Below are 15,921 nucleotides of genomic sequence, written 5' to 3'. Positions count from 1 at the left end.
AGGCCGATAGTACTGCACGGGCAGCTGTGTGGGAGGGTAGGTTGTTGCCAGGTCATATGGCTCGATAGCTCAGTCGGTAGAGCAGAGGACTGAAAATCCTCGTGTCGCTGGTTCGATTCCTGCTCGAGCCACCAGTTTTGGCGCCATAGCCAAGTGGTAAGGCAGAGGCCTGCAAAGCCTTTATCCCCAGTTCAAATCTGGGTGGCGCCTCCAAAAGACCTTGTAAACATTACGTTTACAAGGTCTTTTATTTTTAAATTAAATTCTTAGTTTGAGTTAATTTTATTGGATAAAAAAGTAGTACTTTCATAAATTAAATCTTTTCTTTCTATTAGGTCTATTCCTGTTAAACTTAAGGACTCTATAGCTTTCCATATATTTGATTCAGCATATTCAGATATGGTTAAATCTCTGAATTCTACAGAAGGGCAATGAATAGATTTATTATCTGAAATCCCTATTGAGGGGTATATTGTAGGTGTAGTATGACTTACAGTTCCAATTCCTAAAGGATAAAGCATATTTTTACCTGCAGAAATATTAATAATTCCACATTCTTTTAAGTTAGTTTCAAATATCTTATTTATTATTTGATTGTCTAATAATTCTTTACATGGAAGTTCAAGTAGCTTTATAGAGCATTTTATGTTTATTATATCTTGGATGCATTTAATATAATTACGCACATTATTTTCTATGTTTTCACATAATTTATGACTTTTACATTTAATTTCAAAACTTACTTTTGCAGATGATGGATACTCATTTAATGAATTATCACATATAAGTTTTAGATGATCCATATAACAGCTAGTTGAAGTATTTTGAATTAATTGATTAATAAAGTGGACTGTTTGTAAGCATACGTCTAAAGATGATTCATTTGCATTATCATTAGATAGTAATAAATTAGTGTAGTTAAGTTCTAATGTAATACATGATTGTGATGAATTATTTAAAGATGTAATGTTATCTACGTGAGGTGCAAAAATTACACCTGAGTCTTCAAATACTTTCTCTTTAGTCATTATGATTTCTGAACCATTAGAATATTTCCCAGGGCAACCTATAATAATAATAGAACCTCCAATTTTATCAATGATTGAAGACAGTCCGATAGCTGAACCTAAGGAAATTGTAGCATTGGCGTTATTACCGAATACATGCCCATCATTACTTCCAGTACTATATTTGCAAATAAAACATATTTCAGGATGTCCATGACCAATCTGCGCACGAAATGCAGTTGGTATATTCACAAAATTATCTTCAGTTTTAAAACCATGTTTTTTTAATAGATTTATCATATATTCACATGATTTATATTCATTAAAACAGTCTTCACTGACTTCATATAAGAATTTATTTATATCTAATATTTCTTTTTTTATTGTAGATAGAAAACTTAGGACATGCTGCTTCAATTGAAATCCTCCTCACAGTAATTATATTATTTATCATTATCTAACTTCATAGTAGTTGATAATTCTACCATAGTAGTGTATCCATATATATTAGTAATTATCCCGTATTAGGTTTTATGATCTAATACATATTTTAAATTAAGTAATTATATATAAATTTTAAATATATGATGTTAATATTAAATAGCTTATTGAATTTTTCTTGTATAATGTTATTTTAAGTAGAAAAAATGAGAAATATAATATGAAATTTTTTTTTTGGACAAAATAAAAAACCTTGGCTAAATGAATAAAATATAGTATAAGGGGCTAGAATTAAGACAGTCTTAGTATGAAGTCAAGGTTAGATAATATGAACTAAGTTGAACTTATCCTAGGCAGTTGTAACTAGTTTATAACTAGACATAGTGGATAAATTATGAGGGGGATAAATATGAATAAGAAATGTATTGTGTGCAGAAAGCCTCTAGATGATGGTATAATTGTATATGGACGAGGAATTTGTGAAAACTGTGAAAAAAGATTATTAACAATAGAGACTAATACAGATTTTTATGAGTTTTATAAGAACTGCATTAAAAAGAATTTAGTTGAACTTATGCCAAGAGGAGTGAGTGATAAGTGTCAGGATTACCGATAATTGATGCACTAATGAAATATAAGAAAGAAGAAAATTATTATTTTGCAATGCCAGGACATAAGATGGGAAAGGCGCTAAAGGACACAGAAGAGGGAAGAAACCTTTTGAACAACTTAATTAACTTTGATATAACTGAAGTGGAGGGAGTAGACAATCTACATAACCCTACTGGTATAATTAAAGAAGGTCAAGAAAAATTAGCTAGATATTATGGAAGTAAACAATCTTACTTTTTAGTAAATGGAAGTACCTCTGGAAATATGATTATGATTTTCTCAACCTTTAAGGAAGGAGATAAAATAATTGTAGAAAGAAACTGTCATAGGTCTATATTTAACAGTATAATATTAAGAAAATTAAATCCAATATATATAAAGAATAAAATCAATGAAAAGTATGATGCTCCTTTTTCAATAAATAAGGAGCATCTATTTCAAGTTATAGAAGAAAATAAGGATGCAAAGGGAATACTATTAACATATCCCAACTACTATGGAATATGTACTGACCTTAGAGATATAGTAGAAAGAGCTAAACAGTATAATATGAAAATTTTAATAGATTGTGCCCATGGAGCACATTTTGGATCTATAGAGGATTTGCCAGAGAGTGCTGTTAAGCTAGGCTGTGATATGGTAGTTCATAGTGCTCACAAAACGTTACCTAGCTTAACACAAACATCATTCTTACATGTAAACTGTGAAGAGCTTTTAGATGAGGTTAATTTTTATACAAGTGTATTTTTAACTACGAGCCCATCTTATGTTTTCTTAGCAAGTATGGATTATAGCAGATACTACTTAGAAAAATACGGAAATAAGTTTTATAGACAATTAATTGATTTGTGTGAGATTTATAGGAGTAAGATAAATTTACTGGGCTTTTATCATATAATAGATGAATTAGATATAGATTTAGATAATGAAATTAAAGATGGAAAGATTAAAATTGACAAGACAAGATATATTATAAATGTTCCTAGAGGCTTTAGTGGACATAAGTTATTAGATTATTTAAAAGAGAATAGAATACAATGTGAGATGAGTGATGATAGGAATGTAGTTTTAATATTCTCAACTGCGAACACTAAAGAAGATTTTGATAAGATATATGAGATTTTAAAGAGGTGTAACATTGAAGTATTAAAATGCAAATATATAAAACCAAAAGATTATAATTTGCCAGAAATAAAAAAACTACCGTGGGAAACTTTAAATCTTGATAAAGAGTTTTGTAATATAAATGATGCTATAAATAAAGTTTGCGGACAAGCTGTAGTTCCTTATCCACCAGGAATACCATTAATAATGCCAGGGGAGTTTATAACACAGTATATTATTGATATAATAAATTATTATAAAGAGAATAATGTTACATTATTAGGAGTAAAAGATGAAACTTTAACAGTACTTAAAAATAGTCAACTGGAGGGAAAGTAGTGAACAAAGGATTATTAATTGCATTAGAAGGACCAGATGGAAGTGGTAAATCTACACAAATAGAATTATTAGAAAAATATTTCATAGACAAGGGAATTGAGGTTGTTAGGACAAGAGAACCTGGTGGAACTAAGATTAGTGAAAAGATAAGAGCTGTTATCTTAGATAACGAGAATGAAGAAATGGATGATATGTGCGAGGCATTATTATATGCAGCATCAAGGGCTCAGTTGGTAAGTGAAGTTATAAAGCCAGCTATTGCAGAAGGTAAAGTTGTTTTATGTGATAGGTTTGTGTATTCTTCAGTAGTATACCAGGGAATTGCAAGAGATCTTGGAATAGAAAGAATCAAATTAATCAACGATGCAGCACTTGGTGAATTAAAGGCAGATTTAGTATTTATGATAACTATACCTTATGAAAAAGGGCTCAATAGAAAAAGAGATCAGAAGGATCTTGATAGACTAGAAAATAGCGGAATGGAATTTCATAAAAAAGTTTTTGAAGGATATTTAAAAATTACTAGTATTTATGATAAAATAGAGATAATAGATGGGGACGACTCTATAGATGTCATTCATAAAAATATAATAAATAGAGTTGAATCTTATATATTATAATAACATTTATACAAGGAGGGGTAATATATGAAATTGATAATTGCAATAGTTCAAGATGATGATGCTATGGATTTAGTAGATATCTTAACAGAAAACGGATTAAGAGTTACCAAACTTGCAACTACAGGTGGATTCTTAAAAGCTGGAAACACTACATTAATGATTGGTGTAGAAGCAAGTAAAGTTGATAGTGTACTGGGTTATATAGAAGAAATTTGTAAGGTTAGAAAACAACTTATATCATCACCTTCTCCAGTAGCTGGCTCAACAGGCGTTTATGTTCCATACCCTATAGAAGTAAATATTGGCGGTGCAACTATATTTGTTGTTGATGTAGATAAGTTTTTAAGAGTATAATATAACTAAAGCTAGATAATGTACAATAGGTTCAGCTTATTGTACATTATTTATTATTAGGAGGATTTTATGAGTATGATAGGACATAGTAAAATAAGGAATAGTTTAACTGAAGCTATTAATAATAATAAATTGAGTCATGCTCATATATTTGTTGGCGAAAAGGGAATAGGAAAAAGTGTATTAGTAAAACTTACTGCTTTGAAGATTCTAGGTATTAATGAAATTAGGGACCATGTAGATATAATTTATTGGTCACTTGATAAAGGAAAAGCATCTATAGGAGTAAATACCGTAAGAAGCATTATTGAAGAGTGTAATAAGAAACCTTTCGAAGGTGACAATAAAGTAATTATAATAGAGAATGGACATAAAATTACATTTCAAGCACAAAATGCGTTTCTAAAGACCATAGAAGAACCACCATTAAATGTTTATATATTTATATTATGTGAAGAACTTGAGGGAATATTAGATACAATAAAATCAAGATGCTGTATACATAAATTAAAGCCATTAAATGATGAAGATATGATGGTATTTTTGAGAAGTGAATACCCTAAAATAGAAGATGAAAGATTAATAGTTGCTAGTGCTTTTGGCAAGGGTGTACCTGGCAAGGCTAAAAATTTAATAGAGAACAAAGAATTTAGTATAATTAGAGATATAATTTTTGAACTTATATACAAGACTAAGGATGTTGATACCGAAATAGCTTTGCAATACGAAAAATTTTTCAATGATTATGGTAGTATTCATGAGGAGATTTTAGATATAATTATAACAGTGATAAGAGATATAATTATATATAAAGAAGTAGGCGATGAAAAAATTTTGATAAATATAGATAAGACTTCGGATATTAAAGATTTAGCCAATATGTTTTCATCAAGCAAATTAAATGATATGATTAAAGTTGTAGATGGGACTAGAAATACTTTGAAAAATAATGTAAACTCATCATTAGCATTTATAACAATGGTTTTGAGAATGCAGGAGGTTTAATATGATAACAGTAATAGGTGTACGATTTAAGAAGGCTGGGAAGATATACTATTTTAATCCTGGCGATTTAGATATTAAAAAAGGTGACTTTGTTGTAGTTGAAACTGCAAGAGGTATAGAATTTGGAGAATGTGTAGTAGGAATAAAGGAAATTAAAGAAGGCGAGATTGTAGCACCTTTAAAGAATGTAATTAGAAAAGCATTAGAAGAAGATGTAGATATAAATAAATCTAATAAGGAAAAGGAAGAAGAAGCTCTTAAGGTTTGTTTAGATAAGATAAAATCCCATAACTTAAGAATGAAACTTATAGATGTTGAGTATACCTTTGATAACAACAAAGTAATATTTTATTTTACGGCTGATGGAAGAGTTGATTTCAGAGAGCTTGTAAAAGACTTAGCATCAATATTTAGAACTAGAATAGAGTTAAGACAAATAGGGGTAAGAGATGAAGCTAAGATGACTGGAGGACTAGGGCCTTGTGGAAGAAGCTTATGCTGTTCTACATTTTTAGGTGAGTTTGCGCCAGTATCAATTAAAATGGCAAAAGAGCAGAATCTTTCTTTAAATCCAACGAAAATATCAGGAATATGCGGCAGACTTATGTGTTGCTTAAACTATGAGCAAGAAACTTATGAGGGCATAAGAAAGAGATTACCTAAAGTTGGATCTATAGTTGACACATGCTATGGAAAAGGTGAGGTAGTTTCAAGTAGTGTAGTAAAGGAAGCTGTAAAAGTAAAGGTAAATTTAAAAGATGGAGAAGATGATATTAAGGTTGTTAGCATAAATGATTTAACAATGATCTCCGGAAGTTATGAAGATATTATAAATGATGTAGATATAAAGGAATTAGAAAAACAAGTTGAAGATCCTAAGATAATTAAGGAATTATTTAAAGAAAATTAGGAGGAAAGACTATGAAAACTACACTTAAGATTTGTGATATGATAGCATCTAAAGATGTTCTAAGAGTTAAAACAGCTATATCGGCTAATGAAGGTGTTATTGCATGTGGAATACATAAATCTAAAAAGGAAGTAGAAATTGTATATGATGACTACTTTATAAATATAGAAGATATAATTCAATCTATAGAAAATCATGGTTATACGGTTATATAACATAGGGTGTTCCTTGCAATTTCAAGTTGCAAGGAATTTTTTTGCAAATTAAATATAAATGTTTAAAATTTCATGAAATATTAATATCAAATACATCATATAAAAAAAATAAAAAATAATTTCATATTAATATGTATATTTTTACTTAAATGGTTAATTATTTAGATATTGATTATTAAAATATGAAGAGGTGTTAATTATGAAATTTAAGAAACAAGTAATAATAGCTATATCATGTGTAGTTGTACTAGGTGGAATATTTTTTGCTGTAAGTTATATTGGTAATAGAGACCAAGCATCTAAAGAATCTAAAAATAATACAGTTAAAATCACTGATACAACTACTAAAGAGAAAACTAATAGTAAATTAACTGAAGATGAGACTAACAGTACCATTAAACCACAAAACAAACAAAAAGATGATGGTAAGAATACAAATGAAGAAACTAGTAGCGAAACTGGTAAGGAAGCAATAAAAGAAGGATATTATGTAGTTAAAAAGAATGATACCCTTTATAGCATAGCTAGGAATTATATGCCGAAGTCTGAACCAAGTGAAGTTGTAGAAACAATATTAAAAAGAAATAATATGTCTAAGGATGAAGTTATAGCTGAAGGACAAAAACTAATAATTTCTTACGAAACAGCTTTAGAATCAAAAGATGAATCGGATACTGCTAAAGTAAATGCAACTGAACATACTGAACATACTAAATACGTTATAAAATCAGGAGATACTCTATACAGTATAGCAAAAGAATATTTATCTAATATGGATATTGTTAAAGGGGTAGATGAATTAAAATCCCATAATAATATTAAAGATGTAAATGCAATAAAGGTAAATGATAGTATATGTATACCTTCTAAATAAGATAAAATATAACCATGCAAGAACAAGTTGCATGGTTATATTTTTAGTATTTTAACTGAATTACATTCAGCATAAATAAAGTCACTATCAAGAGTTAGTAGATACTCTATATTATGGCATATACAGGTGGCTAAATGGGTTGCATCGTTTATTGAAAGAAGGTTCTTAACCATTATATCTTTTGTCTTAGCCATACATAATTTGTTTATTTCAACATAAGTATATTTAACTGTATTTTCGAGCTGAGTATGCATGGCTACAGCTGTTTTATAGTAAACACTAAGCAAGTCCCTTTTAGTACTATTTTTAGATAGGTTATCAAAGTATTTTTTGTAAGGAATTTCTCTAAGTTTATCAATACGCTTGTCTTTCACAATTTTTTTATCATATTTACCAAATGAAGAAAGAATTTGTCTTATGTTTGTTTGGGAATTAAATGCACTTTTCTTATCTATCCTGTGGCGTATGTCCATCATAAAAACTTTATACATTATTTGATTAAGAACCTCAGCAGAGATGATATTTGTAACTAATAATATACATTTATTATTAAGCAATATTCTAAATACTTCTATACATTCAGAGTGGCGAATATCATCATCGTAAACTAGGCTAAGTAAGAAAGATGCATCTAGAAGAATTGAAGTATTCTGTTCAAATTTTACTGATGAAAATGGATATGATAATATTTCCATAATACAAACCCTTCTTATTTTATTTTATGTAAATATAATACATGTTAGTTGTATTATATTACTTGAAAATCTTAGTTATTACAGTTGTATTGGAAAAAGCAGAAAATCACTGCATATTTAAAATAGTAAAGGAAATGTAATTGTTATAAATAAAATATAATATTTTGAGTATGAAATTTTAGCATTTAGTAAACTTAGATTTTATAAAGGTGAAAAATTAAAGATATTATTATATAATAGGATATGTGATTTAGGATAATAGAAAGGGAAATACATTATGGAGCTAGTAAATATAGATGAGACATTAGATGATTTGCAATTAAAGGGTATTCATATAATACAAAAGAAAGATGGGTTTAGATTTGGTGTAGATGCGGTGCTGTTAGCTAACTTTACTAAGATAAAGAAAAATGGTACAGCAATCGATTTATGTAGTGGCACAGGAATAATTCCGTTTATAATTAAAGGTAAAAGTCAGTGTGGATCAATTTATGGCATTGAAATACAAAAAGAGTTTGCAGAGATGGCAAATAGAACATCCAGTTACAATGGATTTCAGGATGAAGTAAAATTTATTGAAGCAGACCTAAAAGACATAAGTTTTTTAAAATCTTTAGATAGGGTAGATGTGGTTACTGTGAATCCACCTTATAAGTTACATAATTCAGGAATAATAAATGAGAAGGACAAAAATGCTATTGCAAGACATGAGGTATGCTGTAAGTTAGAAGATGTAATAGTAGCAGCAAGAATGTTGCTTAAGGATAATGGAAGGTTCTTTATGGTTCATAGACCTGAAAGAATAGCAGATATACTTACACTTATGAGAAAGTATAAGATAGAACCAAAGAGAATAAGATTTGTTCATCCAAAACCAGGTAAGGCTCCTAATATATTATTGGTAGAAGGTCAAAGAGATGGAGGAGCTTTTCTAAAAATAGAAGATCCATTATATGTTCATATGGACGATGATTCATATTCACCAGAAATTCAAGCCTTGTATAATTCTCAGTGCTTACACATATAAGAGTAAATTAGTAGAAAAAGGAGAGGTTTAACAATGAGCGGTAAGTTATACTTAATACCTACGCCGATAGGAAATTTAAAAGATATAACGTTGAGGGCTCTTGAAACATTAAAGAGTGTAGATGTTATTGCATGTGAAGATACAAGACAAAGTTTAAAGCTTCTAAATCATTTTCAAATTAAAAAATCATTAATGAGTTATCATATGCATAATGAAAATGGTAAAAGTGAGGATATAATAAAAAGATTATTAGATGGTCAAAATATAGCAATAATAAGTGATGCTGGGACTCCCGGAATTTCTGATCCAGGAGCGGTTATAGCGAGAAGATGTATAGAAGAAAATATAGAATTTGAAGTTTATCCAGGGGCTACAGCTATAACCACAGCTCTAGTTTATTCGGGGTTAAATACTGATAGGTTTACATTTGTAGGATTCTTGTCGAGAGAAAACAAAGATAAAAAAGCTACGATGGAAGGCCTAATAGATAGAGAAGAGACACTGATACTTTATGAAGCTCCACATAGAATAGAATCAACTTTGAATTTTATAAGAGAGAATCTAGGTAATAGAAAGATTGCGATATGCAAGGAACTTACAAAGCTTCATGAAACAATATTAAGAGGAACCGTAGAATCGTGTATAGAGTATTACAAAGAAAATCAGCCAAGAGGTGAATATGTAATTGTAATAGAAGGTAAGAGTAAGGATGAGATAGAAAAGGATGCGAGATCAAAGTGGGAAAATATGTCCATTGAGGAACATATAAGACAATATATTGATCAGGGTAGAGATAAAAAGGAAGCAATAAAATTAGTTGCTAAAGAACGTAATTTACATAAATCTGAAGTGTATAAGTATTCAATAAACATGTAGAACTCGTAAATATTGGAATTTTAATAAAGGTTAAAATTATTTAAAGGAATATTAGTAATAGTGTTGAATATATTTACTATAAGACCATAAAAAGATATTATTGTCTCGTTTTTGAAAGTAAATTACTTGAGACTAGAGTGAGTTTTATGTTATAATTGTAAATGGAACTTAAGATATTGAGGGGGAGGGATTTTTTTGAATAAGAAGAGAATATCATTAGTACTTGCGTTAGCACTTAGTATTACTTGTATTGGAACTAATGTGCTTGCAGATCCGTACAGTGATAAATCGACATATGAGCAAAAGCTAGAAGAAAATAAAAATAGTTATAAAAGTGCTCAAGAGAAAGTAGATGAAATTGAAGCTTCAATACGATCAGTTAATTCTCAAATGGAAGACATAACTATAGATATAGAGGAGTTAAATACTGAAATCCATAAAGTTGAAGGTAGAATAGAAGAGAGCAACAAGAAGGTACAAGCTACCGAAAGTGACATAGAAGAAGAAAATGGTTTATTTAGCAAGAGAATGAGGTCTATGTATATTAATGGCATGGATAGTTATGTTGAAGTTCTTTTAGATTCTGAGGGATTATCAGACTTTTTAGAGAGGCTAAATAATGTAACTACAATAATAAACTACGATAAGGAAGTTGTTAGTAGTTTGTTAGATAAGAAACAAGTTCTTGTAGACGAGAAAATTGTAATAGAAGAAGAGAAATCAAAGCTAGATGCATTACAAGATGAAAACAATGAAAAACTAGCTCAATTGGAGAAGAAAAAAGTGGAACATAAAGCTGCTATGGAAGTAGCAGAAGCTAACAGAGATTTATTTGATACTGCAATGAAAGAAAGTCAAGCTCAATTAGATGAGACATTAAGGCAAATAAATGAATCATTAGCATCATCAGAAAGCACAAGTAGACCTAGTAGAGGTGATAGTGATTCAAGTGTGTCATTACCTCCAAATGCATCAGGTAGTTCAATTGTTGGATATGCTATGAACTTTTTAGGCGTTCCATATCAATATGGTGGGAATGGACCTAATACTTTTGACTGTTCAGGACTTACTAAATATGTTTATGCTGCATGTGGGAAAAGTCTTCCTAGGACAGCACAAAGTCAAATGAATGCAGGAAGCTACGTATCAAGAGATCAACTTCAACCAGGAGATTTAGTATTCTTTGGCTCGGGTGGAGAGGCGTATCATGTAGGCATATATGTTGGTAATGGAAGTTATCTTCATGCACCTCAAGATAATGAGGTAGTTAAAATAGCTCCTATGCCAAGTTATAATTACCTGTCAGGAAGAAGATATTAATTTAATTTGTCAGGTTAAGACCAGTAATTAGGTTACTGGTCTTTTATTTATAATCTTATTAGTATTTCTATTATTATATACGTTAAAAATAAAAAAAACGTTACTTAAAATAAGTAACATTTTTATTATTTTTTAGGTTATTAACCTTTTAATTCATTTAAACATTTTTGACATATATTTTTAGATTTATAGTTAATTACATCACGAGCATCTCCACAGAATATGCAAGCAGGCTCATATTTTTTTAATATAACCTGATCTCCATCTACATATATCTCAAGTGCATCCTTTACATCGATATCTAAAGTCCTTCTTAATTCCACTGGGATAACTATTCTTCCTAGCTCGTCCACTTTTCTTACAACACCAGTTGATTTCATAATAAATTCCTCCTAATATTTTGCTTTATAATAAATAATCAGATATGATTTAAATTACATAACTTGAATTTAATACCATGAATATAATATAGTATAAAAATATTTAAAAGTCAATAAAAAATGATAAAATAAATAAAATTATTACAGTATATACCATAAATCTAAAAGAGATTATAGTTATATTATAGTAAATTAGCTAGAAAGTATAAAAAAGCAAGAAAAATAAGTTGATAATAAACTATTTTATAATAAAAATACTATTTTTCAATAATTTTCGCGGAAAATACGAAGTGATTCTACAAAATATATCAAAATATGAATAATAAAGTAATGTACATTTCATAGTTATAAACAGAAAATACTTAACATTATACACAGTATATATGTTGATAATGTGGATAACCTTTAAAATATGGAATAATTGTAGATAATTCAGTAGGTTATAAATTATATTAATAAACAGTATATGTTGATATAATTGATATTTAGGTTGTAATAATCTGTGTTTAATGTTAGTAAAAAAAATATAAATCTATATTATGAAGGATTATAATATAGTTATTTCATGTTAATTTTATTTTGTAAGATATTTGTAAATATGAAGTTTATATTTTATAATTAATATTAAGTAATACAATAAACTTATATAATGATTAATCATATATAATATATTTTTAAATTGCATTAAGTGAAAAGAGGTGTAAATATGCAAGATAATAAAGATAAAGATGGAGCTATTTTTCAAGAAATTATGGATAGATTCTCAGAAGTGGCAGATGAAACTACTCAAAAACTTATAATACAATATGATGAGTTGCCTCAATATGACCTTTTCTTATCCCAAGTAAAGGATTATCTTAATGATAAATTTGAGCAAGATAATTTTACAAATAATATATTGCAGAATTATATAAAAAGTGAGGTTATATCTAAGCCAGAGGATGGCAAGAAGCGAGGATATACAAAATTACATCTAGTACAATTAGTTTTATTAGGGTACATGCGACCTATTTTAACAACAGATGAAATAAAGAGTGTATTTAGGCTTGCATTTAATGATATAAATAATAGAGAAGATGATATTCTTTCATGGGAGGACTCTTTTAAGTTATTTGGGGAATTACAACAACAAAGCATAGAGTTATCTTTTTTAAGAACTCAAGAGGGGCGGGAAGACATCTTTAATAAGTACCTGGAAAAGTATGATTTTAATAATCAAGAAAAAGAGAGAATAATGATGTTTTTACTAGTTATGAGTTTAGTAGCACATGCTAGTAATATAAAGAAGTTAGTAACCACATTGGTTAATGAGTTCGGAGAAAAATATAATTAAGGTTATTAATTTAGATATAGAATAAAATTATCTTCTTATGAAAACATACATAGTGTATGTGTGTTAATCGGGAAACTCCTTTTATATAAAATTAAATGAATAAGTTATGCTTACTAAGTCATAGATTTGTAGTATCACTTAAGGAGATGATAATATGAAGCCAGTTTATTTAAGAGAAGTAATTAATAATGCTAAAGAAAGTACAATAAGTTTATTACTTATGATTAAAGATAAAGAAGTATATAAAGACAATATAATATATACTCTTTGTGACATAACAGGAGAAATTGAATTTAATGATAAAAGTAGCAGTATACATAACTTAAGCGTAGGTAATGTGGTGAAAGCGTGTATACTTAATAATAAAATATCTAAAATAAGTTTAGAAGATGGTGCGTATGACCTTCGAGACTTTATGTGCTATGTGAAGAGAGACATAAATGACATAATGGAAGAACTTGAGGAAATAACTACTAACCAATTTCAAGATGAAGAAGTTAAAGCTTTAAACAAGTATTTTTTTGAGGACAGTAACTTTATTGAAAAATTCACTAAAGGAATTGGGGGACTACAACATCATACATATATAGGGGGGCTCGCAGAACATACTCTTAATGTTACACACTTTGCCAATGAGTTTGCTAATAGATATAATTGCAGATATAAAGAAATTGCAGTGCTTGCTGCTAAATTACATGACATAGGTAAAATTCACGAGTACTCTTTAAATGGCAGTTTTAAATCCACGGTTAGAGGTGAGATGGAGGGGCATATAGTTATTGGAGTTACTATGATAGAAGAAGCTTTTAATAGCAATTCAGTGATTTATAGTGAAGACTTTAAGAATAGAATAAAAGGCTGTATAGTACAACATCATGGTAAGGTTAAATATGGATCACCAAAACCACCAAATACAGAAGAGGCATTTATAGTACATTATGCTGATTATGTTGATGCAACTATGAATAAGGTATCAAAAGTTAAAGATATGACTAAGTTAGATTGTTGGTCTGAGTATGATAAAAAAATTGAGACAAAGTTGTTTGTTTAATCATAGTAAGACCCCCTTTATATAATAATATAAAGGGGGTCTAAATTAAGATTTATGCAAATATAAGTAAAAGTTACTTACAACCTGTATTTTCACCTACGGCTTTAGAAATTACTTTAAAGGTTTTACCAAAAAAGGTCTTTTTATAAGATACAGTACATTCCTCAAAAATATATTCTTCATCTTTATCTACAACAAATTTTAATCCATCTACATCTTCTATGATATCATTAGATTTTTGTTCATCCAGAACAACACTCAGATTAGGGCCACCTCATCCAAAACCTGCAATAGCAAGCCTTGCAGCAGATTTATTATGTTCTTTTAAATTATTTAAGAGAGCATTTTTAGATTCATCATCGATAGTTATATTCATTTTAATATTCCTCCTTAATTATCTAGTAGTTTTAAGTTGTTTTTAGTAATTATATTTTACGGGTTTTAAGAATATAATTCAACAAATATATTTAAACATAAGTATATGATTAAGCTTATTAAATTATACAGGTATTAAAAAATTAATTTACAAAATGGTAAATTAAAATATATTGACATATCAATACATATGGGTTAAACTTAAATTAGTAAAAATTTAATATAGTATCCTTTTAAAAACGGTACAGAGATGCCGACAAGGGAAGAAAATTAAATTTCGTATTATGAGATTTAGCAGATAAAATATAATGGTAATAAATTACTAATGTGTTGTGCTAATAATGTAAGATATGAATTGATATTTTAAAGCTTTCCTTTTAGGAAAGCTTTTTTTTTATAAGTAAATTTTAATTACCTTTAAATTATCCCAGAGAGGCTAAAAAGGAGTGTTTTACATGTTAAAAGGAAGAAGTTTAATTGAACCAATGGACCTTACACTAGAGGAAATGGACGATATATTTAATTTGGCAGATAAAATAATAGCAGATCCGAAGAAATTTATGCATTCTTGTGATGGCAATCTACTTGCTACATTATTTTATGAGCCAAGTACTAGAACGAGATTCAGCTTTGAAGCTGCAATGCAAAGATTAGGTGGTAGTGTAATAGGGTTCTCAGAACCAAATGCTAGTGCAGTTGCAAAGGGTGAAAGTATAGCAGATACTATAAGAACTGTATCATGTTATGCAGATATAGCTGTAATGAGACATCCTAAGGAAGGTGCTCCACAGGTTGCAGCACAATATAGTGATATACCCGTAGTTAATGCAGGGGATGGAGGACATCAACATCCAACTCAAACACTAACAGATTTATTAACAATTAGAACAACAAAGGGAAGACTTAATAATCTAACAGTAGGTTGTTGTGGAGATTTAAAATTCGGTAGAACAGTTCATTCATTAATAAAAGCACTAACTAGATATGAGAATAATAAGTTTGTATTAATATCTCCTGAAGAGTTAGAGATACCTGAATATATAAAGAAGGAAGTCCTTAAAAAGAGAAATATAGAGTTTAAACAAGTAAGAACAATGGAAGAAGCTATGGAAGAAATAGATATTCTATACATGACAAGGGTTCAAAGAGAAAGATTCTTTAATGAAGATGATTATATAAAACTAAAAGATACTTATATATTAGATAATGAAAAGATGAAACTTGCAAAAGAAGACATGATAGTTCTTCATCCACTACCAAGAGTAAATGAAATAGCCTACGAAGTAGATAATGACAGTAGAGCAATTTACTTCAAACAAGCTAAGTATGGAATGTATGTAAGAATGGCATTAATACTAAAATTACTAGGAATTTACTAAG

Annotated in this window: 17 protein-coding genes and 2 tRNA genes; 16 read left to right on the top strand and 3 right to left on the bottom strand. The window is 28.9% G+C overall.

Translation table 11 applies throughout. The features are described 5' to 3' along the window. Positions 1-58 precede the first annotated feature (58 nt). Together RSD37_RS14920 and RSD37_RS14915 are read left to right on the top strand one after the other, a co-directional pair. Positions 59-134, top strand: a tRNA-Phe gene (locus tag RSD37_RS14920). 5 nt (positions 135-139) lie between these two features. Continuing rightward, positions 140-213, top strand: a tRNA-Cys gene (locus RSD37_RS14915). A 53-nt stretch (positions 214-266) separates the two neighbouring features. Here RSD37_RS14915 and RSD37_RS14910 read toward each other — a convergent pair. Then, the gene (locus RSD37_RS14910; protein ID WP_346947539.1) at positions 267-1,424 is read right to left on the bottom strand and encodes a hypothetical protein; all 1,158 of its coding nucleotides are present in this window, start codon (positions 1,422-1,424) and stop codon (positions 267-269) included. 433 nt (positions 1,425-1,857) lie between these two features. Between RSD37_RS14910 and RSD37_RS14905 the strand changes: the two genes are divergently transcribed. From RSD37_RS14905 to RSD37_RS14870, 8 genes are all read left to right on the top strand, one after another. Continuing rightward, entirely contained in the window at positions 1,858-2,064 is a 207-nt protein-coding gene (locus tag RSD37_RS14905; protein ID WP_346947538.1) for a sigma factor G inhibitor Gin, read from the top strand. Further along, the gene (locus tag RSD37_RS14900) at positions 2,046-3,503 is read left to right on the top strand and encodes an aminotransferase class V-fold PLP-dependent enzyme (protein WP_346947537.1); all 1,458 of its coding nucleotides are present in this window, start codon (positions 2,046-2,048) and stop codon (positions 3,501-3,503) included. Before RSD37_RS14905 ends, RSD37_RS14900 begins: the two co-directional genes overlap by 19 nt. Further along, positions 3,503-4,123 (top strand): dTMP kinase, encoded by a 621-nt coding sequence (gene tmk / locus RSD37_RS14895; protein ID WP_346947536.1) that lies wholly within the window; start codon positions 3,503-3,505, stop codon positions 4,121-4,123. The genes RSD37_RS14900 and tmk overlap by 1 nt, the downstream gene beginning before the upstream one ends. Positions 4,124-4,150: 27 nt before the next feature. Next, positions 4,151-4,480, top strand: coding sequence for a cyclic-di-AMP receptor (locus tag RSD37_RS14890; protein WP_346947535.1), 330 nt, complete (start codon positions 4,151-4,153; stop codon positions 4,478-4,480). A 69-nt stretch (positions 4,481-4,549) separates the two neighbouring features. Beyond that, positions 4,550-5,485 carry a DNA polymerase III subunit delta' gene (locus RSD37_RS14885; RefSeq protein ID WP_346947534.1) on the top strand — a complete coding sequence of 312 codons (936 nt, stop codon included), beginning with the start codon at positions 4,550-4,552 and terminating at the stop codon, positions 5,483-5,485. A gap of 1 nt (position 5,486) precedes the next feature. Next, positions 5,487-6,395, top strand: a complete 909-nt coding sequence (locus RSD37_RS14880) for a stage 0 sporulation family protein (RefSeq protein ID WP_346947533.1) — start codon at positions 5,487-5,489, stop codon at positions 6,393-6,395. 11 nt (positions 6,396-6,406) lie between these two features. Beyond that, the gene (locus tag RSD37_RS14875; RefSeq protein ID WP_346947532.1) at positions 6,407-6,610 is read left to right on the top strand and encodes a heavy-metal-associated domain-containing protein; all 204 of its coding nucleotides are present in this window, start codon (positions 6,407-6,409) and stop codon (positions 6,608-6,610) included. Positions 6,611-6,809: 199 nt separating this feature from the next. Continuing rightward, positions 6,810-7,484: a LysM peptidoglycan-binding domain-containing protein gene (locus tag RSD37_RS14870; protein WP_346947531.1), complete on the top strand. Its 675-nt coding sequence runs from the start codon at positions 6,810-6,812 to the stop codon at positions 7,482-7,484. A gap of 35 nt (positions 7,485-7,519) precedes the next feature. Here the strand turns inward: RSD37_RS14870 and RSD37_RS14865 are convergent, their stop codons facing one another. Continuing rightward, a complete protein-coding gene (locus tag RSD37_RS14865) occupies positions 7,520-8,179 on the bottom strand; it encodes a type II toxin-antitoxin system VapC family toxin (protein WP_346947530.1) in 660 nt (219 codons plus the stop codon). Between the two features lie 277 nt (positions 8,180-8,456). Between RSD37_RS14865 and RSD37_RS14860 the strand changes: the two genes are divergently transcribed. From RSD37_RS14860 to RSD37_RS14850, 3 genes are all read left to right on the top strand, one after another. Then, positions 8,457-9,206 carry a tRNA1(Val) (adenine(37)-N6)-methyltransferase gene (locus RSD37_RS14860; RefSeq protein WP_346947529.1) on the top strand — a complete coding sequence of 250 codons (750 nt, stop codon included), beginning with the start codon at positions 8,457-8,459 and terminating at the stop codon, positions 9,204-9,206. Positions 9,207-9,239: 33 nt separating this feature from the next. Next, positions 9,240-10,082, top strand: coding sequence for a 16S rRNA (cytidine(1402)-2'-O)-methyltransferase (rsmI, locus tag RSD37_RS14855; RefSeq protein WP_346947528.1), 843 nt, complete (start codon positions 9,240-9,242; stop codon positions 10,080-10,082). A 195-nt stretch (positions 10,083-10,277) separates the two neighbouring features. Further along, positions 10,278-11,402: an NlpC/P60 family protein gene (locus RSD37_RS14850; protein ID WP_346947527.1), complete on the top strand. Its 1,125-nt coding sequence runs from the start codon at positions 10,278-10,280 to the stop codon at positions 11,400-11,402. Positions 11,403-11,542: 140 nt separating this feature from the next. Here RSD37_RS14850 and RSD37_RS14845 read toward each other — a convergent pair whose 3' ends face one another. Next, positions 11,543-11,782, bottom strand: a complete 240-nt coding sequence (locus RSD37_RS14845) for an AbrB/MazE/SpoVT family DNA-binding domain-containing protein (protein WP_346947526.1) — start codon at positions 11,780-11,782, stop codon at positions 11,543-11,545. Between the two features lie 706 nt (positions 11,783-12,488). On the opposite strand from RSD37_RS14845, the gene RSD37_RS14840 reads away from it, so the two are divergent. From RSD37_RS14840 to pyrB, 3 genes are all read left to right on the top strand, one after another. Then, positions 12,489-13,115 carry a DUF1836 domain-containing protein gene (locus tag RSD37_RS14840; protein WP_346947525.1) on the top strand — a complete coding sequence of 209 codons (627 nt, stop codon included), beginning with the start codon at positions 12,489-12,491 and terminating at the stop codon, positions 13,113-13,115. Between the two features lie 154 nt (positions 13,116-13,269). Beyond that, positions 13,270-14,166, top strand: coding sequence for an HD domain-containing protein (locus RSD37_RS14835; protein WP_346947524.1), 897 nt, complete (start codon positions 13,270-13,272; stop codon positions 14,164-14,166). An 830-nt stretch (positions 14,167-14,996) separates the two neighbouring features. Beyond that, positions 14,997-15,920 (top strand): aspartate carbamoyltransferase, encoded by a 924-nt coding sequence (gene pyrB, locus RSD37_RS14830; protein ID WP_346947523.1) that lies wholly within the window; start codon positions 14,997-14,999, stop codon positions 15,918-15,920. Position 15,921 lies beyond the last annotated feature (1 nt).

It is taken from the genome of Clostridium sp., from assembly GCF_036646415.1.
Classification (GTDB): Bacteria; Bacillota; Clostridia; order Clostridiales; family Clostridiaceae; genus Clostridium_J.
Note: the sequence above shows the minus strand (reverse complement) of the source record. Positions and strands in the feature narration are given on the sequence as shown.

What these genes read in the sequence shown, in the direction of transcription:
- RSD37_RS14835 (WP_346947524.1), top strand. Translation starts at nt 13,270, where the DNA reads ATGAAGCCAGTTTATTTAAGAGAAGTAATTAATAATGCTAAAGAAAGT.
- RSD37_RS14905 (WP_346947538.1), top strand. Translation starts at nt 1,858, where the DNA reads ATGAATAAGAAATGTATTGTGTGCAGAAAGCCTCTAGATGATGGTATA.
- RSD37_RS14870 (WP_346947531.1), top strand. Translation starts at nt 6,810, where the DNA reads ATGAAATTTAAGAAACAAGTAATAATAGCTATATCATGTGTAGTTGTA.
- rsmI (WP_346947528.1), top strand. Translation starts at nt 9,240, where the DNA reads ATGAGCGGTAAGTTATACTTAATACCTACGCCGATAGGAAATTTAAAA.
- RSD37_RS14845 (WP_346947526.1), bottom strand. Translation starts at nt 11,782, where the DNA reads ATGAAATCAACTGGTGTTGTAAGAAAAGTGGACGAGCTAGGAAGAATA.
- RSD37_RS14865 (WP_346947530.1), bottom strand. Translation starts at nt 8,179, where the DNA reads ATGGAAATATTATCATATCCATTTTCATCAGTAAAATTTGAACAGAAT.
- RSD37_RS14860 (WP_346947529.1), top strand. Translation starts at nt 8,457, where the DNA reads ATGGAGCTAGTAAATATAGATGAGACATTAGATGATTTGCAATTAAAG.
- RSD37_RS14885 (WP_346947534.1), top strand. Translation starts at nt 4,550, where the DNA reads ATGAGTATGATAGGACATAGTAAAATAAGGAATAGTTTAACTGAAGCT.
- RSD37_RS14875 (WP_346947532.1), top strand. Translation starts at nt 6,407, where the DNA reads ATGAAAACTACACTTAAGATTTGTGATATGATAGCATCTAAAGATGTT.
- pyrB (WP_346947523.1), top strand. Translation starts at nt 14,997, where the DNA reads ATGTTAAAAGGAAGAAGTTTAATTGAACCAATGGACCTTACACTAGAG.
- RSD37_RS14890 (WP_346947535.1), top strand. Translation starts at nt 4,151, where the DNA reads ATGAAATTGATAATTGCAATAGTTCAAGATGATGATGCTATGGATTTA.
- RSD37_RS14880 (WP_346947533.1), top strand. Translation starts at nt 5,487, where the DNA reads ATGATAACAGTAATAGGTGTACGATTTAAGAAGGCTGGGAAGATATAC.
- RSD37_RS14840 (WP_346947525.1), top strand. Translation starts at nt 12,489, where the DNA reads ATGCAAGATAATAAAGATAAAGATGGAGCTATTTTTCAAGAAATTATG.